This is a genomic window from Microvirga aerilata, assembly GCF_016743775.1.
GTDB lineage: Bacteria > Pseudomonadota > Alphaproteobacteria > Rhizobiales > Beijerinckiaceae > Microvirga > Microvirga aerilata.
Genome location: NZ_JAEQMY010000003.1, coordinates 141597 through 161072 on the forward strand (window position 1 = coordinate 141597; position 19476 = coordinate 161072).

The following is a 19476-nucleotide window of genomic DNA, read 5'->3' on the forward strand; positions in this document are numbered from 1 at the left end:
TCGGTTGAGAGAGTGATCCGATGGCCCTGAAAACATTCAAACCAATCACCCCCGGCCTGCGCCAGCTGGTGATCGTCGACCGCAGCGAGCTCTACAAGGGCAAGCCGGTCAAGAAGCTGACGGAGGGCAAGAGTTCCTCCGGCGGCCGCAACAATCTGGGTCGCGTGACCGTCCGCTTCCGTGGCGGTGGTCACAAGCGCACCCTTCGTCTTGTTGACTTCAAGCGCCGCTCCCGTATGGGCGATGTAGCGACCGTGGAGCGGATCGAGTACGATCCGAACCGCACCGCCTTCATCGCGCTGATTGGCTACGCTGATGGCGAGCAGGCCTACATCCTGGCCCCACAGCGTCTGGCTGTCGGCGATCAGGTGTCGGCTGGCGAGCAGGTCGACATCAAGCCGGGCAACGCAATGCCGATCGGCAACATGCCGGTAGGAACGATCATCCACAATGTCGAGCTGAAGATTGGCCGCGGCGGCGCTCTCGCCCGCTCTGCCGGTACCTACGCTCAGATCGTGGGTCGTGACCAGGGCTATGTGACGGTCCGCCTGAACTCCGGCGAGCAGCGCCTGGTCCATGGCCAGTGCTTCGCCAGCGTCGGTGCAGTGTCGAACCCGGACCACATGAACACCTCGATCGGTAAGGCTGGTCGTAACCGTTGGCTTGGCAAGCGTCCGCACAACCGCGGCGTTTCCATGAACCCGATCGACCATCCGCACGGTGGTGGTGAAGGCCGCACCTCCGGTGGTCGCCATCCTGTGTCCCCATGGGGCGTTCCGACCAAGGGCAAGAAAACCCGTTCGAACAAGCGGACCGACAAGTTTATCTTGTCGAGCCGTCACGCTCGGAAGAAGTAAGGATAGAGGCACGTTATGGCACGTTCGCTTTGGAAGGGTCCGTTCGTCGACGGCTACCTCCTCAAGAAGGCCGAGGCTGCCCGTGGTGCGGGCGCCCGTGAGGTCATCAAGATCTGGAGCCGCCGCTCCACGATCCTCCCGCAGTTCGTCGGCCTCACATTCGGGGTCTACAACGGTCAGAAGCACATTCCCGTCAACGTGAGCGAGGAAATGGTGGGTCACAAGTTCGGCGAGTTCTCGCCGACCCGCACCTTCCACGGCCACGCGGCGGACAAGAAGGCGAAGAGGAAGTAAGATGGGTAAGGCCGCGACACCTCGCGCACTGAGCGACACAGAGGCTCAAGCCGTCGCTCGCATGCTGCGCGTCAGCCCTCAGAAGCTCAATCTTGTTGCGGCCCTTATCCGCGGCAAGAAGGTTTCTACGGCTCTCGCCGATCTCGAGTTCTCCCGCAAGCGCATCGCTCGCGATGTCAGAAAGTGCCTCGAGAGCGCAATTGCCAACGCCGAGAACAACCACAACCTCGATGTGGACGATCTTGTCGTCAGCCAGGCTTTCGTCGGCAAGGCGCTCGTCATGAAGCGCTTCCACGCCCGGGCCCGTGGCCGGGGTGCTCGTATCATGAAGCCCTTCTCGAACCTCACGATCGTGGTTCGGGAAGTTGCCGAACAGGCATAAAGGAGAACCAGATGGGTCAGAAAGTTAACCCGATCGGTCTTCGGCTCGGCATCAACCGGACCTGGGACTCGCGCTGGTTCGCCGGCAAGGGCGAGTACGCCAAGCTGATGCATGAGGACATGGCGATCCGCGAAGCTCTCATGAAGCAGCTGAAGCAGGCCGCCGTTTCGAAGATCGTGATCGAGCGTCCGCACAAGAAGTGCCGCGTCACCATCCACTCGGGTCGCCCGGGCGTAGTGATCGGCAAGAAGGGTGCCGACATCGAGAAGCTGCGCAAGCTCGTCGCCAAGATGACGAATGCTGACGTAGCGATCAACATCGTCGAAGTCCGCAAGCCGGAAGTCGATGCAACGCTGGTGGCCGACTCGATCGCCCAGCAGCTCGAGCGCCGCGTCGCTTTCCGCCGCGCCATGAAGCGCGCCGTTCAGTCGGCGATGCGTCTGGGCGCCGAGGGCATCCGTATCAACTGCTCGGGCCGTCTGGGTGGCGCTGAAATCGCCCGCCTCGAATGGTACCGCGAGGGCCGCGTTCCGCTGCACACCCTGCGTGCGGATGTGGATTACGGCACGTCCACGGCGTTTACGACCTATGGCACCTGCGGCATCAAGGTCTGGATCTTCAAGGGCGAAATCCTTGAGCACGATCCCATGGCCCAGGACAAGCGGATGAACGAAGAAGGAGGCCGCTCCGGTGGCCGCCGCGAGCAAGCGGCGTAACCGAGAGGTCAGGAGAGGTTTGCCATGTTGCAACCGAAGAAAACCAAGTTCCGTAAGCAGTTTAAGGGCCGCATCTCCGGCACCGCGAAGGGCGGCACGGACCTCAACTTCGGCCAGTTCGGCCTGAAGGCGATGGAACCCGAGCGTGTCAACGCTCGCCAGATCGAGGCGGCTCGCCGCGCCATCACCCGCGCCATGAAGCGCGCGGGTCGGGTGTGGATCCGCATCTTCCCGGACGTGCCGGTGTCGTCGAAGCCGACCGAAGTGCGTATGGGTAAGGGCAAGGGCGCTCCCGAATTCTGGGCAGCCAAGGTCAAGCCTGGCCGCATCATGTTCGAGATCGACGGCGTTCCGGAGGATATCGCTCGTGAGGCCCTGCGCCTCGGCGCGGCGAAGCTTCCGATCAAGACGCGCTTCATCCAGCGCATTGCCGAGTAAGGAGGGGATCATGAAGTCTAAGCAGAGAGCCTCTGACCTCAACGCGATGTCGACTGACCAGCTGTCGGACGAGCTGCTGAACCTGAAGAAGGAGCAGTTCAACCTGCGCTTCCAGCGCGCGACCGGCCAGCTTGAGAACACGGGACGTGTTCGCGAGGTCCGCCGGGACATCGCCCGCGTCAAAACGCTGCAGCGCCAAAAGTCGGCGTCGGCAAAGGTTTAAAGGGGATCAAGATGCCGAAGCGCGTTTTGCAGGGCGTCGTTGTCAGCGACAAGCAGGACAAGACGGTCGTTGTGAAGGTGGAACGCCGTTTCACGCACCCGGTCATGAAAAAGACCGTGCGTAAGACGAAGAACTACCATGCTCATGACGAGAACAACAATGCCAAGGTGGGCGACACGGTCTTCATTGAAGAGACCAAGCCGTTCTCCAAGCTCAAGACCTGGGTGCTCGTCGACCAAGCGAAAGCCTAAAAAGCTTTCTCTAGGGGTTGTCTAACGAGGGCGGCTCGTGTATACGGCCGCCTTTCTCGACATATGAAGGGCAGGGGACATCAGATCCCCGTCAGGCGTAGTCCGGGGGGCAATCCTGCCTTGGCCCGGAAACCTGTCTGAAACAAAGGAAAGGATCAAAGCCATGATCCAGATGCAGACGAATCTTGACGTCGCCGATAATTCCGGCGCCCGTCGCGTGATGTGCATCAAGGTTCTCGGCGGTTCGAAGCGTAAGTACGCTTCCGTGGGCGATATCATCGTCGTATCCGTGAAAGAAGCTATCCCGCGCGGTCGCGTGAAGAAGGGCGATGTCATGAAGGCAGTCGTCGTTCGCACCGCCAAGGACATCCGCCGCGCTGACGGCTCGGTCATCCGTTTCGACCGCAATGCCGCCGTTCTGATTAACAATCAGAAGGAGCCGGTCGGCACCCGTATCTTCGGCCCCGTTCCCCGTGAACTGCGTGCCAAGAACCACATGAAAATCATTTCGCTTGCGCCGGAGGTGCTCTAATGGCCGCGAAGATCAAGAAGGGCGATAAGGTCATCGTCCTGAGCGGTCGCGACAAGGGCAAGACCGGTGAAGTCGTGCAGGTGATGCCCACGGAGGAGCGCGCGGTTGTCCGCGGCGTAAACCTCGTGAAGCGCCACCAGCGCCAGACGGCAGGCCAAGAGGCTGGCATCATCTCGAAAGAGGCGACCATCCATCTGTCGAACCTGGCCTACGCGGACCCGAAGGACGGCAAGCCGACCCGGGTTGGATTCAAAGTTCTCGAAGACGGCCGCAAGGTCCGTTTCGCCAAGCGTTCGGGAGACCTGATCGATGGCTAAGGCTCAGGTGGACGGCTACACGCCGCGGCTGAAGAAGCACTACGAGGAAGTGGTGCGTCCGAAGCTTATTGAAGAATTCGGCTACAAGAACCCCATGGAAGTGCCGACGATCGAGAAGATCGTCCTCAACATGGGCGTTGGCGAGTCGACCGCAGACTCGAAGAAGGCTACGGTCGCTGCTGCCGATCTCGCTCTCATCGCCGGCCAGAAGCCGGTGATCACGAAGGCCCGCAAGGCGATCTCGCAATTCAAGGTTCGCGAGAACATGCCGATCGGTGCTAAGGTCACGCTGCGCAAGGTTCGCATGTACGAATTTCTTGACCGTCTCGTGACCATCGCTCTTCCGCGCGTCCGCGACTTCCGGGGCCTAAATCCCAAGTCGTTCGACGGCCGGGGCAACTACGCAATGGGTATCAAGGAGCACCTGGTGTTCCCTGAGATCAATTACGACAGGGTCGAGCAGGTTTGGGGTATGGACGTCATCATCGCCACCACGGCGAAGACCGACGAAGAAGCCCGTGCCCTGCTGCGTCACTTCAACTTCCCGTTCCGGCAGTGAGGATTGCTGTCCTCAAACGCGGACACTGGAGATAAAAGCATGGCTAAGAAAAGCGCTATTGAGAAGAACAAGCATCGTCGTGAGCTGGTGAAGAAGTTCGCCGGTCGCCGTGAGCGCCTCCTGGCGGTTGCGAACGACGAGTCCAAGTCGTTGGAGGAGCGCTTCGAGGCGCGCCTCAAGCTGGCTGAGCTGCCGCGCAATGCGAGCCCGAGCCGGATCCGCAACCGTTGCGAGATCACCGGCCGTCCGCGCGCTTACTACCGCAAGCTCGGCATGTCGCGCATCGCTCTGCGCGAGCTTGGAAACAGAGGCCTGATTCCAGGCCTCGTGAAGTCCAGCTGGTAAGGGGAGGGCATCATATGATCAACGATCCGTTGGGCGATATGCTCACCCGTATTCGCAACGCGCAGATGCGCCGTCGCGGTACCGTCTCCACCCCTGGCTCGAAGCTTCGCGCTCGCGTCCTCGAGGTTCTCAAGTCCGAGGGCTACATCCGCGACTATTCGCAGACCGAGTTCGGCAACGGCCGCACGGAGTTTTCGATCGAGCTGAAGTACTATGACGGCCAGCCGGTGATCCGCTCGATCGAGCGCGTCTCCAAGCCGGGCCGCCGCGTGTATGCTTCCGTCGACACCATGCCTCGCGTGGCTGACGGCCTCGGCGTCACCATTCTCTCGACGCCCCAGGGCGTGATGGCCGATCACGAGGCCCGTGAGAAGAACGTGGGCGGCGAAGTGCTCTGCAAGGTCTTCTAAGCCTTAGCATCCGCACAGAACCACGAGGATTCGAAAATGTCACGAGTAGGCAAGAAGCCCGTTCCGGTTCCGTCAGGTGTGACGGCGATCGTTGACGGTCAGATGGTGAAGGTTAAGGGCACGAAGGGCGAGCTCTCGTTCCTCGTTCCCGAAGAAGTGCTGGTTGCTCTTGAGGACGGCGCCGTGACGGTGAACCCGCGCGACGCCTCCAAGACGGCCCGTGCCAAGTGGGGCACGTCCCGCGCTCAGGTGGCGAACCTGGTCGAGGGCGTGTCCAAGGGCTTTGAGAAGCGCCTTGAGATCAACGGCGTTGGCTACAAGGCCGCCGTTGCCGGCAAGACGCTGAAGCTGTCGCTTGGCTACAGCCACGATATCGACTTCGCAATCCCAGCCGGTGTCACGATTACGACGCCGAAGCCGACGGAAGTTGTCGTTGCCGGCATCGACAAGCAGATTGTTGGTCAGACGGCCGCCGAGATCCGTGAATGGCGCGGTCCGGAGCCCTACAAGGGCAAGGGCGTCAAGTATTCCGACGAGTTCATCTTCCGCAAGGAAGGCAAGAAGAAGTAAGGACGACGTATCATGGCTGAGAAGAAAGGCGCTGAAGATCGCCGCAAGGCTCGTGTGCGCCGTGCGATCAAGAAGGCAGCGAATGGCCGTCCGCGTTTGTCGGTCTTCCGTTCGTCCAAGCAGATCTACGCCCAGATTATCGATGACGTGCGCGGCCACACGGTTGCCTCGGCGTCGACTCTCGAGGCTGACGTGAAGGGCAAGCTCAAGACCGGCGCCACCGTTGACGCGGCAAAGGAAGTTGGGCGGCTCGTGGCGGAGCGTGCGGCACAGGCCGGCGTGACGCAGGTCATCTTCGACCGTTCGGGCTACCTCTATCACGGTCGCGTCAAGGCTCTGGCCGACGCTGCCCGTGAGAGCGGACTCGATTTCTAACGGCGGGTTAATCCACAACCCTTAGCGAGCGGGCCCGCCGCCCGCGCAAGTGAGAGGTCTCATGGCAAGAGAACCAAGAGAACGTGCTGATCGCGAAGAGCGCGACAGCGAATTCGTGGACCGCCTGGTCCACATCAACCGCGTCGCCAAAGTCGTGAAGGGCGGCCGCCGCTTCGGCTTTGCTGCTCTCGTCGTCGTCGGCGACCAGAAGGGCCGCGTCGGCTTCGGCCACGGCAAGGCCCGTGAGGTGCCGGAGGCGATCCGCAAGGCTACGGACGCTGCCAAGCGCTCCATGATCCGCGTCGCCCTTCGTGAAGGCCGCACGCTTCACCACGACGTGAACGGCCGCCATGGCGCCGGCAAGGTCGTACTGCGTGCCGCTCCGCAGGGTACCGGCATCATCGCCGGCGGCCCGATGCGCGCCGTGTTCGAAGTGGTGGGCATGCAGGACGTGGTGGCCAAGTCGCTCGGCTCCTCGAACCCGTACAACCTCGTTCGCGCAACCTTCGACGCGCTCAAGAACGAGGACAGCCCGCGCTCGGTTGCCGCTCGCCGTGGCCTGAAGGTCTCGACGCTGCAGGCTCGCCGCCGCGACGCAGATACCAGCGAAGCCGCTGGCGCTGAAGCGTAAGGGAGGCTTTGACAATGGCAAAGAACCCAGCCGCTTCAGGCACCACCATCACCGTTGAGCAGATCGGGTCGCCGATCCGCCGCGAGGCCAAGCAGCGTCAGACGCTGGTCGGCCTCAAGCTCAACAAGCTTCACCGCACCTCGACCTTGGAAGACACGCCGGCAGTTCGCGGCATGATCGAAAAGGTCAAGCACCTCGTGCGCGTTGTCGACGGGCAGTGAGGAGAGCGTCATGAAACTCAACGAAATTCGTGACAACGAAGGTTCCACCAAGAACCGCATGCGTGTCGGCCGCGGTATCGGCTCCGGCAAGGGCAAGACCGGTGGTCGCGGCGTCAAGGGACAGAAGTCCCGTACCGGCGTGGCGATCAAGGGCTTCGAAGGCGGTCAGATGCCTCTGCACCGTCGCCTCCCGAAGCGCGGCTTCAACAAGCCGAACCAGATTGACCTCAATGAGGTGAATGTCGGCAGAATCCAGCAGGCCGTGGAAGCCGGAAAGCTCGATATGGGCGCTCCGGTGACCGTCGAGACGCTGGTGGCTGCCGGCGTGGTCTCCAAGCCGCGCGACGGCGTGAAGATCCTCGGTGTCGGCGAGCTGACGTCGAAGCTTTCCTTCCAGGTCCACGGCGCGTCCAAGTCGGCCGTCGAAGCGATCGAGAAGGCTGGTGGCTCGGTCACCCTCCTGGGTGCCGTTGCGCAGGCGTGAGCCCGCGCCCACATTGACCAAGATCCAAGCGGCGGCCCGCGTGAAGATCGCGTGGCCGCCGTTTGCGTGATGAACGTCACGTATCCAGACATTTCGGGGACAACACTATGGCCTCAGCAGCCGAGCAACTTGCGGCAAACATCAACTTCGGTGCCATCGCGAAGGCCGATGAGCTGAAGAAGCGCATTTGGTTTACCCTTGGCGCCCTCATCGTCTATCGGCTCGGCACCTACATTCCGCTGCCCGGCATTGATCCGGAGGCTCTCCGTCAGAGCTTCCAGAACGCCAGCGGCGGTGTGCTCGGCCTGTTCAACATGTTCTCCGGCGGCGCCGTCGAGCGCATGGCAATCTTTGCCCTGAACATCATGCCGTACATCTCGGCGTCGATCATTGTTCAGCTGCTCACCTCCGTGCTGCCCTCCCTCGAGGCGCTCAAGAAGGAAGGCGAGGCCGGTCGCAAGATCCTCAATCAATATACCCGCTATCTCACCGTCCTGCTGGCGGTGTTCCAGTCCTGGGGCATCGCGGTCGGGCTGCAGAGCTCCGGCACCATCGTGGAGGCGCCTGGCCCGTTCTTCCTAATCTCGACGGTCATCACCCTGACCGGCGGCACCATGTTCCTCATGTGGCTGGGCGAGCAGATCACGTCGCGGGGCATCGGCAACGGCACCTCGCTGATCATCTTCGCTGGCATCGTGGCGAACCTACCGAGTGCCATTGCCGGAACCCTCGAGCTTGGCCGTCAGGGCGCGATCTCGACGGGCCTGATCATCGGCGTGATCGTGATGGCGATCGGCATCATCTACTTCGTCGTGTTCATGGAGCGTGCCCAGCGCCGGCTGCTCATCAACTATCCGAAGCGCCAGGTGGGCAACCGGATGTATGAGGGTCAGACTTCGTTCTTGCCCCTCAAGCTGAACACCTCGGGCGTGATCCCGCCGATCTTTGCCTCCTCGCTGCTGCTGCTGCCAGCCACCATCGCCAGTTTCCAGAGCAATGCGGACGGAACCGGCTTCATCGCAACGCTGACGGCTTATCTGGGCCATGGCCGGCCCGCCTACATGTTCATGTATGCGGCGCTGATCGTGTTCTTCGCCTTCTTCTATACGGCAATCGTCTTCAATCCGACGGAGACGGCCGACAACCTGAAGAAGCAGGGCGGCTTCATCCCCGGCATTCGCCCCGGCGAACGGACGGCCGACTTCATCGATCAGGTTCTGACGCGCATCACCGTGCTGGGCGCCGCTTATCTGGTGATTATCTGCCTGATACCAGAATTGCTGGTATCCTACGCGGCTCTGCCATTCTACTTTGGCGGCACTTCGCTTCTGATCGTGGTGTCTGTTACCATGGACACGGTCGCTCAGGTTCACGGGCACCTGCTGGCTCACCAGTATGAGGGTCTCGTCAAGAAGACGAAGCTCAAGGGTGCGCGCAGGCGCTAATATAGAATGGCTTGCCTCAAGGCGAGCATTCTCGACGAAGTCAGGGGGGCGTCGATGAGGATCATCCTGCTGGGGCCGCCGGGGGCCGGAAAAGGCACTCAGGCCGTGCGTCTAGTCGAGCGGCTGGGAATTCCCCAGCTGTCGACCGGCGACATGCTCCGCGCAGCCGTGGCCGCCGGTACGCCGGTCGGCCTCAAGGCCAAGGCTGTCATGGATCGCGGGGAGCTAGTGTCCGACGATATCGTCGTCGGCATCATCGCGGACCGGATCGAGGAGGCTGACGCCAAGAGCGGCTTCATCCTCGACGGTTTCCCTCGCACAGTGGCACAGGCTGAAGCTTTCGACGCCATGCTCGACGCCAAGGGCCTGAAGCTCGATGCCGTCATCGAGTTCAAGGTAAACGAGGCTGAACTGGTCGAGCGTATCGTCAAGAGGGCGAAGGACACGGAGGCCCGCGGGGAGCCGGTCCGCAAGGACGACAATCCCGACGTGTTCAAGACCAGGCTCGAGGCTTACAGAAATCAGACTGCTCCGCTTTCGGCCTATTACGACGGCAAGAGCATGCTCAAGACCGTGGATGGAATGAAGCCCATCGACGATGTGACGGAAGCGATGAAGGAAATCCTCGGTCGCTGACGAGAAGGGCTTGACCCAGGGTAGAAAATCCGCTAGGGGCAAGCTCTTGCACAAGAACCTGCATATCCAGAGGGCTTCATAGGAGGCCGCTCTGGATTGTTGTGTTCTGAATAAGCCCGCGCAAGGGCCGGCCTCCACCGGACGCGCGATAATCATAACTCGAAGCACTGCTTCATACATGGAGACGGACGATGGCCCGTATTGCTGGCGTCAACATTCCGACAGCCAAGCGCGTTGTGATCGCGCTTCAGTACATCCACGGCATTGGCGCCAAGAAGGCCCAGGAAATCATCGAGAAGGTCAACATCCCGGCCGAGCGCCGCGTGAACCAGCTGACCGACGCCGAGGTCCTGGCGATCCGCGAGACGATCGACCGTGACTATATCGTCGAAGGCGACCTGCGCCGCGAAGTGTCCATGAACATCAAGCGTCTCATGGATCTCGCTGCCTACCGTGGCCTTCGCCACCGCCGCAGCCTGCCCGTTCGCGGCCAGCGCACGCACACGAATGCCCGCACCCGCAAGGGCAAGTCGAAGCCGATCGCCGGCAAGAAGAAGTAATCTCAGGGCGGTCCTCCGCCCAAGATCGTCCCCGGACCTGATCCGGGGATCTCGCGCTCGATGCGGCGCCAGAATTCAGATGCAATGGCCGGGCCGAGCCCGGCCATGACGAAGTCGAAACTCCCGAGCGCCTGGCATGACGGGCGCGCTTGAAGGATCTTTGGAATGGCTAAAGAAGCTACCCGCGTCCGCCGCCGCGAACGCAAGAACATCGTTTCCGGCGTGGCGCATGTGAACGCCTCGTTCAACAACACCATGATCACCATCACGGACGCCCAGGGCAACACGATCTCGTGGTCCTCGGCCGGCGCGATGGGTTTCAAGGGCTCGCGTAAGTCGACCCCTTATGCGGCTCAGATCGCCGCTGAAGATGCGGCCCGCAAGGCTGCCGAGCACGGCATGCGCACCCTCGAGGTCGAGGTGTCCGGTCCCGGCTCCGGCCGTGAGTCCGCCCTGCGCGCCCTCCAGTCGGCCGGTTTCACCGTCACGTCGATCCGTGACGTAACGCCGATCCCGCACAATGGCTGCCGCCCGCGCAAGCGTCGCCGCGTCTAAGGTTATCCTGCGCGTGGGGCACCCCCACGCGCGTTCCGGTTTAAAGGGATGGCCAAAAGCCTCCCTTCAAGCCGTACCTCGAGAGGTGTGGTTGTGATCCAAAAGAACTGGCAAGAGCTGATTAAGCCGAACAAGCTCGAAGTCGCCCCCGGCGACGATCCGAAGCGCATTGCGACGGTCGTGGCCGAGCCGCTCGAGCGTGGCTTCGGCACGACGCTCGGCAACTCCCTGCGCCGCGTGCTGCTGTCGTCGCTCCAGGGCGCTGCCGTGACCGCAGTGCATATCGACGGCGTGCTGCACGAGTTCTCCTCGATTCCGGGCGTCCGTGAGGACGTGACGGACATCGTCCTGAACGTGAAGACGATCGCCATCAAGATGCAGAGCGAAGGCGCCAAGCGCATGACGCTCCGCAAGACCGGCCCCGGTGCCGTGACAGCAGGCGACATCAACACGGTCGGTGACGTTCAGATCCTGAATCCCGAGCTCGTGCTCTGCACCCTCGACGAGGGCGCGGAAATCCGCATGGAGTTCACCGTCGACACCGGCAAGGGCTACGTTCCGTCCGAGCGCAACCGCACCGAGGACGCTCCGATCGGCCTCATCCCGGTCGATTCGCTCTACAGCCCGGTGAAGAAGGTCTCCTATCGCATCGAGAACACCCGTGAGGGTCAGATCCTCGATTACGACAAGCTGATCATGACGGTCGAGACCAACGGCGCCGTGACCCCTGAGGACGCCGTGGCTTATGCCGCCCGCATTCTCCAGGATCAGCTCCAGGTGTTCGTCAACTTCGAAGAGCCCCGCAAGGAAGAGGCCGCCGCCGCCGCGCCGCAGCTTCCGTTCAACCCGGCGCTCCTCAAGAAGGTCGACGAGCTCGAGCTGTCGGTCCGTTCGGCAAACTGCCTGAAGAACGACAACATCGTCTATATCGGCGACCTCATCCAGAAGTCCGAGGCGGAAATGCTCCGCACCCCGAACTTCGGCCGCAAGTCGCTCAACGAGATCAAGGAAGTTCTGGCCGGCATGGGCCTGCACCTCGGCATGGACGTGCCGGGCTGGCCGCCGGAGAACATCGAAGACCTCGCGAAGCGCTTCGAAGAGCACTACTAAGAATCCTGGGGCCGTCCTCGACCTGAGCGCCGGCCCCAGCATCTGCCCCGCCCGAAGGGCGGCTAATTAAGAGAGACGGTCGGCCCTTGGCCCGGCGGCCGGAACATCAAGGAGAAAGCCAATGCGTCACGGATTCCGTGGTCGTCGCTTCAACCGCACGACCGAACACCGCAAGGCCATGTTCGCCAATATGGCGGCTGCGCTGATCAAGCACGAGCAGATCGTCACGACCCTGCCGAAGGCGAAGGACCTGCGTCCCGTCGTCGAGAAGCTGATCACGCTGGGCAAGCGCGGCGACCTGCATGCCCGTCGCCTTGCCATGTCGCAGCTGCGCGACGAAGGCATGGTCAAGAAGCTCTTCGCGGTCCTCGGCCCGCGCTACCAGGAGCGTCAGGGTGGCTATACCCGCGTCCTGAAGGCCGGCTTCCGCTACGGTGACAACGCCCCGATGGCCGTGATCGAGTTCGTGGACCGCGACGTGGATGCGCGCGGCCAGGATTCGGGCCCGACCATGAAGGACGAGCTCGTCGAGGCCGCTGAGTAAGCGCCTGGTTCTGAGACTTTCATCAAGGGCGGTCCTTCGGGCCGCCCTTTTTGTTTCCGGGCTGGCTCACCGGCCTGATCGCTTGGAACTTGGTGTTTCCGGTCCCACGTTTTATCGAAGACCCTCGTTGATCAAGGGATTCGCCTGCCATGCGCCGTTCTTCGTTTCGTCTGCCACTGGTTGCCCTTGCGCTCGTCCTCGGAGCAGCGGGCTCGGAGGCTCAAACCCAGCGCGCCGTTCCCGAGAGCAGGGCCCAGGTGCAGCTGTCCTTCGCGCCCATCGTTCGGCAGACCGCAGGCGCCGTTGTCAACGTTTATGCCAGCCGCTCGGAGCGCCGGCAGAACGCCGCCATGGAGGAATACTTCCGCCGGTTCTTCGGGGACAACGCCCCCGGCGTTCCCCGTGGGCGGTCCCAGAGCTCGCTCGGCTCCGGCGTCATCGTGGACCCGGCAGGCCTCGTGATCACGAACAACCACGTGATCGAGAACATGAACGAGGTGAAGGTCGCCCTGGCCGACCGCCGCGAGTTCGAGGCCGAGATCCTGCTGCGCGACTCCCGCACGGATATCGCCGTGCTCAAGCTGAAGAACCCCTCGAACCTGCAGGCCATCGAGCTCGGCGACTCGGAGGCCCTTCAGGTGGGCGACATCGTGCTCGCCATCGGCAACCCTTTCGGCGTCGGCCAGACGGTGACGCAGGGCATCGTGTCCGCCCTGGCGCGGACGCAGGTGGGCATTTCCGACTACCAATTCTTCATCCAAACGGATGCGGCCATCAACCCGGGCAATTCGGGCGGCGCCCTCATCGACATGAATGGCCGCGTTGTGGGGATCAACACCGCCATCTATTCCCGCTCGGGGGGCAGCATCGGCATAGGCTTTGCGGTGCCCTCAAGCATGGTTCGGGTGGTGCTCAACTCCGCCAAGGGCGGTGCCAAGAACGTCGTCCGCCCCTGGCTCGGCGCGCGCCTCCAGCCGGTGGACGGAGACATCGCGACGGGTCTCGGCCTGGAGCGCCCGATGGGCGTGCTCGTCACATCAGTCTACGATAAAGGCCCTGCGGCCGAAGCGGGGCTCAAGCGTGGCGACGCCATTCTGGCGGTTGACGGGCAGTCCGTGGATAACCCGGACTCCTTCGGCTATCGCTTCACCCTGAAAGGCACTCAAGGGCAGGCTCCGCTCACCGTTCTCAGGGGCGGCAAGCAGACGACGCTCCAGGTCAGGCTCATGCCCCCGCCGGAAAATCCTCTGCGAGAGCCGGTGCGCGGCCGCGGCCGTACCCCGTTTGCCGGCGCGACCCTCGTGAACATGTCGCCCGCCGTCGCGGACGAGTTGCAGATCGAAGTAGCCGATGACGGCGTCGTCGTTGCCGACCTGGAGGACCGGAGCGTTGCCGCCAGCGTCGGGTTCGAGAAGGGCGATCAGATCGTCGCTATCAACGGCGAACGGGTGGCGTCCACACGGGACGCGGAGCGCATGATCAACCGCAACAGCGGCTACTGGGAGATCACCATCAGCCGGGGCGGGCGGGTCTTCACGACGGTGCTTGGCCGATAAGCGGGACGGCAGCGTGCGGATCGGCTATTGATGTTGGGGTAATCCTTGAGTCCCCGATCATCATGAGCGACCTGTTTACATCCGCCGGCCTCGACCAGAATGCCCCCCGTCCGCTGGCGGACAGGATGCGGCCAACCAAGCTCTCCGAGGTGGTCGGTCAGGACCATCTCGTTGGACCAGACGGAATTCTGACCCGGCTGATTGCCTCGAAGTCCCTTGGTTCCCTGATCTTCTGGGGGCCTCCCGGCACCGGCAAGACAACGGTCGCGCGGCTTCTCGCCCATGAGACCGAGCTGCACTTCGACCAGATTTCGGCGATTTTCTCCGGTGTGGCGGACCTCAAGAAGATGTTCGAGACCGCCCGGCATCGCCGGTCGACGGGCAAGGGGACGCTGCTCTTCGTGGACGAGATCCACCGTTTCAACCGGGCCCAGCTCGATGCCTTCCTGCCTGTGATGGAAGACGGCACCATCACTCTGGTAGGAGCTACCACCGAGAACCCGTCCTTCGAGCTGAATGCGGCGCTTCTCTCCCGGGCCCGGGTGCTTCTCTTCAGATCCCTCGACGAGGAGGCGATCGGGAAGATCCTGGCACGGGCGGAGGGGATCACGGGGAAAAGCCTGCCGCTCGACGAGGAGGCGAGGGCGTCCCTGGTGCGCATGGCGGATGGAGACGGGCGCGCCGTGCTGACCCTGGCGGAAGAAGTCTGGCGGTCGGCCAAGCCTGATGAGGTTTTCGACGCCGAGCAGCTGCAGGAGATCATCCAGCGGCGCGCGCCGATCTACGACAAGGGGCAGGAGGGGCACTACAACCTCATCTCCGCCCTGCACAAGACCATCCGCGGCTCCGATCCGGATGCGGCGCTCTATTATCTGACGCGCATGTTGGATGCAGGCGAGGACCGGCTCTTCATCGCGCGCCGTCTGGTGCGGGCGGCGGTGGAGGACATCGGCATGGCCGATCCGCAGGCGCTGGTTATCGCCAACGCGGCCAAGGACGCCTTCGACTTCCTCGGCTCGCCTGAGGGTGAACTGGCGCTCGCTCAGGCCGCCGTCTATCTCGCCACAGCGCCGAAATCGAACGCCCTCTACACAGCCTACAAGGCGGCCACGCGGGTGGCGAAGGAGCATGGCTCCCTCATGCCGCCCAAGACCATCCTGAACGCGCCGACCAAGCTCATGAAGCAGATCGGCTATGGGGAGAGCTACGCCTACGACCACGACGAGCCGGACGCCTTTTCGGGCCAGGATTACTGGCCGGACAAGCTGGGTCGGCAATCCTTCTATGAGCCGGTGGATCGCGGCTTCGAGCGGGAGATCGGGAAGCGGCTCGAGTGGTGGGAGAGGCTGCGCCGGGAGCGGCGGGGCAAGGACGGGCAGGAGTAGATCCGTGAACTCCTATCTCCTTGTGTTCCTCGGCGCCGGTATCGGCGGCTCTCTGCGCCACGCAATTAATCTCGGCTGCACGCGCTTCTGCGGACCGGCCTTTCCGTGGGGGACCCTGACGGTGAACGTTCTGGGCTCCTTCGTCATGGGCGCCTGCGCCGCGTGGCTCGCCCTCAAGGCGGGCGAGGAGTGGAGCCTGCCCTTGAGGCTGTTTCTGACAACGGGAATTCTCGGCGGGTTCACCACGTTCTCGGCCTTCTCGCTCGATGCGGTGCTGCTCTGGGAGAGGGGCGAGACAGGGACCGCCGTTACCTATGTGGCAGCTTCGGTTCTTCTCTCGCTTGCCGGGCTGGTCGCCGGTCTTGCTCTGGTTCGAGGCATATCGGCCTAAACCTCGATTGCCGCCCGCGCGGCGCTCTGGTACCCACACAGACATGAGAAAAAGCGGTTCAGGACAGAATGGTGCCCGTGGCGGGCGGAAGGAATCTCGGCAGGGCTTTCGCTCCCGGGAGGACAGGCCTGCGCGCAAGGCGCCAGCGAAGCAGCGCAGCGTGAAATCGGCTGCGGCCAAGCCACGCCCGGCGCCGGCCCTGCGCGAGGCGCCTGCGTTACGGCCTCAGGCAAAGCCCGCACCGGCGGAGGCTCCCCGTCAGACCCGGGCGCAAGCCAAGGCGGAGGCCCAGGAGGTTCTGGCGACAGGCGTGCAGACCCTCGTGGTCGAACCCGACGAGGCCGACATGCGCGTCGACCGCTTCCTGGTCGCCCGCTTCCCGCAACTGGCCTTCACCCATATCCAGCGCATCGTCCGCAAGGGCGAGCTGCGCATCGACGGGAAGCGGGCGCAGCCCAACGAACGTTTGGTTGCCGGTCAAAAGGTGCGCGTGCCGCCGCTGAAGCTCGATCAGCCGAGGCCCGTCTCCCGCAGCTCCGCCAAGGATCAGGATGACCGCGAGTTCCTGAAGTCGATCACGCTCTACGAGGACAAGGATGTTCTCATCATCAACAAGCCCATGGGCCTGGCGGTCCAGGGCGGTTCCGGCACCAAGCGGCATGTGGATGGATTGCTCGAAAGCCTACAGGACGAGGAGGGGCAGAAGCCCCGCCTCGTGCATCGCCTCGACAAGGACACGGCCGGCTGTCTCGTGATCGCCAAGACGCGCTTTGCCGCGTCCACCATGGCGAAGTCCTTCCGCGCCCGCACGACGCGCAAGATCTACTGGGCGCTCGTGGCCGGCGTGCCGCGGGTCAAGCAGGGGCGGGTGTCCACCTATCTCGCCAAGGAAGGCGATGAGGGCGATTCCCGCATGCGCGTTGCCAAGCACGGCGACGAGGGTGCAAGCCACGCGCTGACCTACTACGCCATCGTCGATACGGCAGCGCAGAAGCTTGCCTGGCTGTCCCTGAAGCCGGTGACCGGACGCACGCACCAGCTGCGCGCGCACGCGGCCCATATCGGCCACCCGATTGTCGGCGATCCCAAGTATTTCGACATCGAGAACTGGGAGCTGCCGGGGGGTATCCAGAACAAGCTGCATCTTCTGGCGCGCCGCATCGTCATCGCCCATCCGAGAACCGGCAAGCCCATCGACATCACCGCGCCGCTGCCGTCTCACATGCAGCAGAGCTTCAATCTTCTCGGCTTCGACACGAGCCGCTACGACCCCATCGTCGAGGCGCCCGAAGACTAGCGTTCAGTACCACTTTCGATCCCTCCGCCTGTCGCACTTTCGCCTCGCATGGCGCGCAGCATCGGGTGTCTCGGTCAGCCACCCGGCTGCCTGAGCCCTAGCGCATCGTGCGGAAAAGTGGACACGGTTTCTGCCCGAACGATGCGCTGCTTCAACGTGAGCATCGGATGGATCCCAAAAGTGGGGTCCACTTTTGGGTCCGATGCTCTAGCAGGGAGGAGATCGATGGAACACAAGCCTCTTGATCAGCTCCGTAGCGTAGCCGACGTTCAGCCGAGGCCCTTGTCCCGGCAGGAACGACTTCAGCGTTGGATCGACCTGCTCGAACGGGATCCCACGCGGCGCCTGAACTCCCTCGGTGAAATCGAGTACAAGCCCCCCGCAGAGAGAGCCTTGGTTCGCGAGGACGATTCTCCACTGACCCTGGCCTATGACGACCCCGTGCTCAGGGCCGACGGTCTGGCAAGCGACAGGCTCGGCGATGCGATGCGCTACTTCGCCCTGTCGGACGGTCAGGCCCATTATGCCCTTTGCTCCTGCCTGAGCGGGCACACGATGGAGGCTTCCACCTGTGCCCAGCGGCTGCGCAACGCAACAGGGAACGTCACCTGGCAATCGGCCGTGGGGGCCTGGGCCCTGGCGGCGCTTGCGGTGAGCCTGCCCGGCCTGGTCTACCTGCTGAGCTGACGCGAACCTTTGAAGTTGGAGACCTCATCAGGAGGCATTTAGTCTCCTGATGGCGCCTGCGACTGTTGCAAGCTCCTCCTGAATCGGAGACAAAGCGGCAGAACTCAAAGGCGCCTTCACCATGCTGCACATCGAGCCCGTGACACTCTCGACAGACCGGCTGACCTTGCGGCCGTTGAGCCTCGCGGACGTTCCGGCGCTCGGGCAGGCCGCCAGCGACGGCGCCTTGTGGGAAAAGACCACCACCACGGTGCCGCAAGCGGACGGCTTCGATGGCTATGTGCGGAAGGCCCTGGATCTGCAGGCGGCAGGTCTTGCGCTTCCCTTCGCGACCGTTGTGAACGACGGCAACCGCGTCGTCGGCTCCACCCGCTACATGAACATCGATGCGGTCAACCGCAGGGTTGAGATCGGCACCACCTGGATCGCGAAATCCTGGCAGAGAACCTTCGTCAACACCCATGCCAAGTTCCTCATGCTGCGGCATGCCTTCGAGGTCCTCGGCTGCATCGCGGTCGAGATCCGCACCCATTCCCGCAACGATCAGTCCCGCGCCGCCATCGAGCGCCTGGGGGCGAGGCTCGACGGCATCCTGCGCCGGCACATGATCATGCCCGACGGGCATATTCGCGACACGGCGGTCTACAGCATCCTTCCTGAGGAGTGGCCGGAGGTGAAAGCCCGCCTGGAGCAGCGGCTCGCCTCCGCCTGAGGATCGTTCTCAGAGAAACCCTTGCTCCCGCAGGCGCTTGATCGAGCCTGCCGCGCTCCTGTGATGAATGAAGATGCCGCCGGCTCCCTCCCAGAGGTTGCGGTACTTGTCCCGGTCGTCGACCAGGGCGTCGCCCGGGCGGCAGTGTTCGCGCTTCAGGGCGGCCGTGGTGGTGATCACCTCGGTGCCGGGGAAGTGCCGCTCCGCCCATCGGCGCTTCTGCGGCTCGGCCCAGGCGCCACGGGGCAGGCCGGTGAGGATGACGGGGTTGAGCGACCGGACGGCTTCGAACAGCTCCATGGCATCGGGCAGCAGGTCGAGGCTGTTGAAGAAATCAGGCGTTGAGGCGAGCTCGGACCAGAACCGCTTCAGGCCAAACCGGCGCTCGTACTCGCCCGGAGACATCCCGAAGATACGGGACGCGCCCTTGTCGAAGTCCGCCAGCACCCCGTCGCAATCCAGGAACACGGTCGGCATGAATTGGGTCTTCCTCCGCTCACGATGCAGGCTTGGGCAGGAGCACCTCCTGCCCATCACGAAACCGGCCATGAGGGGCGTTGTTCCTCCCTGGTTCGGCTCAAGCGCTACCGTTGCCGGAACGCCGCCTGCCGGATGGAGTTGATTCCGGTAAGGCGTGTCAGGTGGATTGAAGCATGAGCAGCGCTGTTCGCGACAACGTCGCCAATCATCGGTTCGAGCTCGAGCGGAACGGGCAGCTTGCCTTTGCGACCTATGAGCGCCGGGGATCGGCCCTCGTGATCCGGCATGTGGAGGCCGCGATCTCCTTGCGAGGCACGGGGGCCGCCGGCGAATTGATGCGCGGGGTTGCCGAGATCGCCCGCTCCGAAGGACGCACGATCAAGCCGCTCTGCGGCTATGCCTGGGCCTGGATCCGTCGCCACAAGGAATATGCCGACCTCCTGAACTGAATGCCGATCCCCTCCATCCGGTGGGTGTGCCCATTCGCCGTACTGCGATCTGCGTCAAAGTGAA

Annotated in this window: 31 protein-coding genes; 30 read left to right on the forward strand and 1 reads right to left on the reverse strand. The window is 63.2% G+C overall.

All coding sequences use genetic code 11. The features are described from left to right. Positions 1–20: 20 nt before the first annotated feature. The 29 genes from rplB (at position 21) to JKG68_RS03685 (ending at position 18483) form a co-directional block, all read left to right on the forward strand. Positions 21–857, forward strand: coding sequence for a 50S ribosomal protein L2 (rplB, locus tag JKG68_RS03545; RefSeq protein WP_202055898.1), 837 nt, complete (start codon positions 21–23; stop codon positions 855–857). Positions 858–872: 15 nt separating this feature from the next. After that, entirely contained in the window at positions 873–1151 is a 279-nt protein-coding gene (rpsS, locus tag JKG68_RS03550; protein ID WP_202055899.1) for a 30S ribosomal protein S19, read from the forward strand. A 1-nt stretch (position 1152) separates the two neighbouring features. Further along, positions 1153–1533 (forward strand): 50S ribosomal protein L22, encoded by a 381-nt coding sequence (gene rplV, locus JKG68_RS03555; protein WP_202055901.1) that lies wholly within the window; start codon positions 1153–1155, stop codon positions 1531–1533. An 11-nt stretch (positions 1534–1544) separates the two neighbouring features. Next, complete coding sequence (gene rpsC, locus JKG68_RS03560; RefSeq protein ID WP_202055902.1) at positions 1545–2249, forward strand: 30S ribosomal protein S3; 705 nt, start codon at positions 1545–1547, stop codon at positions 2247–2249. 24 nt (positions 2250–2273) lie between these two features. Continuing rightward, a complete protein-coding gene (gene rplP, locus JKG68_RS03565) occupies positions 2274–2687 on the forward strand; it encodes a 50S ribosomal protein L16 (protein ID WP_036352973.1) in 414 nt (137 codons plus the stop codon). A 10-nt stretch (positions 2688–2697) separates the two neighbouring features. Further along, positions 2698–2910, forward strand: a complete 213-nt coding sequence (gene rpmC, locus JKG68_RS03570; RefSeq protein WP_202055903.1) for a 50S ribosomal protein L29 — start codon at positions 2698–2700, stop codon at positions 2908–2910. 11 nt (positions 2911–2921) lie between these two features. Then, on the forward strand, positions 2922–3161 hold the full coding sequence (gene rpsQ / locus JKG68_RS03575) for a 30S ribosomal protein S17 (protein WP_202055906.1): 240 nt from the start codon (positions 2922–2924) through the stop codon (positions 3159–3161). A gap of 163 nt (positions 3162–3324) precedes the next feature. Continuing rightward, complete coding sequence (gene rplN / locus JKG68_RS03580; RefSeq protein WP_009764309.1) at positions 3325–3693, forward strand: 50S ribosomal protein L14; 369 nt, start codon at positions 3325–3327, stop codon at positions 3691–3693. Further along, positions 3693–4010 (forward strand): 50S ribosomal protein L24, encoded by a 318-nt coding sequence (gene rplX, locus JKG68_RS03585; protein WP_202055907.1) that lies wholly within the window; start codon positions 3693–3695, stop codon positions 4008–4010. The genes rplN and rplX overlap by 1 nt, the downstream gene beginning before the upstream one ends. Further along, positions 4003–4569, forward strand: a complete 567-nt coding sequence (rplE, locus tag JKG68_RS03590; protein WP_202055908.1) for a 50S ribosomal protein L5 — start codon at positions 4003–4005, stop codon at positions 4567–4569. The genes rplX and rplE overlap by 8 nt, the downstream gene beginning before the upstream one ends. Before the next feature lie 39 nt (positions 4570–4608). Further along, complete coding sequence (rpsN, locus tag JKG68_RS03595) at positions 4609–4914, forward strand: 30S ribosomal protein S14 (RefSeq protein ID WP_202055913.1); 306 nt, start codon at positions 4609–4611, stop codon at positions 4912–4914. A 14-nt stretch (positions 4915–4928) separates the two neighbouring features. Continuing rightward, positions 4929–5324, forward strand: coding sequence for a 30S ribosomal protein S8 (gene rpsH / locus JKG68_RS03600; protein ID WP_099511400.1), 396 nt, complete (start codon positions 4929–4931; stop codon positions 5322–5324). Between the two features lie 36 nt (positions 5325–5360). Further along, positions 5361–5894: a 50S ribosomal protein L6 gene (gene rplF, locus JKG68_RS03605; RefSeq protein ID WP_202055914.1), complete on the forward strand. Its 534-nt coding sequence runs from the start codon at positions 5361–5363 to the stop codon at positions 5892–5894. Positions 5895–5906: 12 nt separating this feature from the next. Continuing rightward, positions 5907–6269 (forward strand): 50S ribosomal protein L18, encoded by a 363-nt coding sequence (rplR, locus tag JKG68_RS03610; RefSeq protein ID WP_202055915.1) that lies wholly within the window; start codon positions 5907–5909, stop codon positions 6267–6269. Between the two features lie 61 nt (positions 6270–6330). Next, positions 6331–6900, forward strand: coding sequence for a 30S ribosomal protein S5 (gene rpsE / locus JKG68_RS03615; protein WP_099511403.1), 570 nt, complete (start codon positions 6331–6333; stop codon positions 6898–6900). A gap of 14 nt (positions 6901–6914) precedes the next feature. Further along, entirely contained in the window at positions 6915–7121 is a 207-nt protein-coding gene (rpmD, locus tag JKG68_RS03620) for a 50S ribosomal protein L30 (RefSeq protein ID WP_202055916.1), read from the forward strand. 10 nt (positions 7122–7131) lie between these two features. After that, positions 7132–7605, forward strand: a complete 474-nt coding sequence (rplO, locus tag JKG68_RS03625; protein ID WP_202055918.1) for a 50S ribosomal protein L15 — start codon at positions 7132–7134, stop codon at positions 7603–7605. Positions 7606–7712: 107 nt separating this feature from the next. Beyond that, positions 7713–9050 carry a preprotein translocase subunit SecY gene (gene secY, locus JKG68_RS03630; RefSeq protein WP_202055920.1) on the forward strand — a complete coding sequence of 446 codons (1338 nt, stop codon included), beginning with the start codon at positions 7713–7715 and terminating at the stop codon, positions 9048–9050. 54 nt (positions 9051–9104) lie between these two features. Then, positions 9105–9686 (forward strand): adenylate kinase, encoded by a 582-nt coding sequence (locus JKG68_RS03635; protein ID WP_202055922.1) that lies wholly within the window; start codon positions 9105–9107, stop codon positions 9684–9686. 191 nt (positions 9687–9877) lie between these two features. After that, complete coding sequence (gene rpsM, locus JKG68_RS03640; RefSeq protein WP_202055924.1) at positions 9878–10246, forward strand: 30S ribosomal protein S13; 369 nt, start codon at positions 9878–9880, stop codon at positions 10244–10246. A 165-nt stretch (positions 10247–10411) separates the two neighbouring features. Then, entirely contained in the window at positions 10412–10801 is a 390-nt protein-coding gene (gene rpsK / locus JKG68_RS03645; protein WP_009764323.1) for a 30S ribosomal protein S11, read from the forward strand. Between the two features lie 48 nt (positions 10802–10849). Further along, the gene (locus tag JKG68_RS03650; RefSeq protein WP_202055926.1) at positions 10850–11911 is read left to right on the forward strand and encodes a DNA-directed RNA polymerase subunit alpha; all 1062 of its coding nucleotides are present in this window, start codon (positions 10850–10852) and stop codon (positions 11909–11911) included. A gap of 121 nt (positions 11912–12032) precedes the next feature. Further along, positions 12033–12455, forward strand: a complete 423-nt coding sequence (gene rplQ, locus JKG68_RS03655; protein WP_202055928.1) for a 50S ribosomal protein L17 — start codon at positions 12033–12035, stop codon at positions 12453–12455. A 149-nt stretch (positions 12456–12604) separates the two neighbouring features. Continuing rightward, positions 12605–14011, forward strand: coding sequence for a DegQ family serine endoprotease (locus JKG68_RS03660; RefSeq protein WP_202055930.1), 1407 nt, complete (start codon positions 12605–12607; stop codon positions 14009–14011). 62 nt (positions 14012–14073) lie between these two features. After that, a complete protein-coding gene (locus JKG68_RS03665; RefSeq protein ID WP_202055932.1) occupies positions 14074–15396 on the forward strand; it encodes a replication-associated recombination protein A in 1323 nt (440 codons plus the stop codon). 4 nt (positions 15397–15400) lie between these two features. Further along, positions 15401–15787: a fluoride efflux transporter CrcB gene (crcB, locus tag JKG68_RS03670; protein ID WP_312890722.1), complete on the forward strand. Its 387-nt coding sequence runs from the start codon at positions 15401–15403 to the stop codon at positions 15785–15787. Between the two features lie 43 nt (positions 15788–15830). Further along, the gene (locus JKG68_RS03675) at positions 15831–17084 is read left to right on the forward strand and encodes an RluA family pseudouridine synthase (protein ID WP_202055936.1); all 1254 of its coding nucleotides are present in this window, start codon (positions 15831–15833) and stop codon (positions 17082–17084) included. Positions 17085–17309: 225 nt separating this feature from the next. Then, on the forward strand, positions 17310–17771 hold the full coding sequence (locus JKG68_RS03680; protein ID WP_202055938.1) for a hypothetical protein: 462 nt from the start codon (positions 17310–17312) through the stop codon (positions 17769–17771). Positions 17772–17892: 121 nt separating this feature from the next. After that, positions 17893–18483, forward strand: a complete 591-nt coding sequence (locus tag JKG68_RS03685; RefSeq protein ID WP_202055940.1) for a GNAT family N-acetyltransferase — start codon at positions 17893–17895, stop codon at positions 18481–18483. A gap of 9 nt (positions 18484–18492) precedes the next feature. Here JKG68_RS03685 and JKG68_RS03690 read toward each other — a convergent pair whose 3' ends face one another. Next, positions 18493–18960 (reverse strand): 5' nucleotidase, NT5C type, encoded by a 468-nt coding sequence (locus tag JKG68_RS03690; RefSeq protein ID WP_202055941.1) that lies wholly within the window; start codon positions 18958–18960, stop codon positions 18493–18495. Between the two features lie 176 nt (positions 18961–19136). Here JKG68_RS03690 and JKG68_RS03695 point away from each other — a divergent pair, with 176 nt between their 5' ends. Next, the gene (locus tag JKG68_RS03695) at positions 19137–19412 is read left to right on the forward strand and encodes a GNAT family N-acetyltransferase (protein WP_202055943.1); all 276 of its coding nucleotides are present in this window, start codon (positions 19137–19139) and stop codon (positions 19410–19412) included. Positions 19413–19476: the final 64 nt, after the last annotated feature.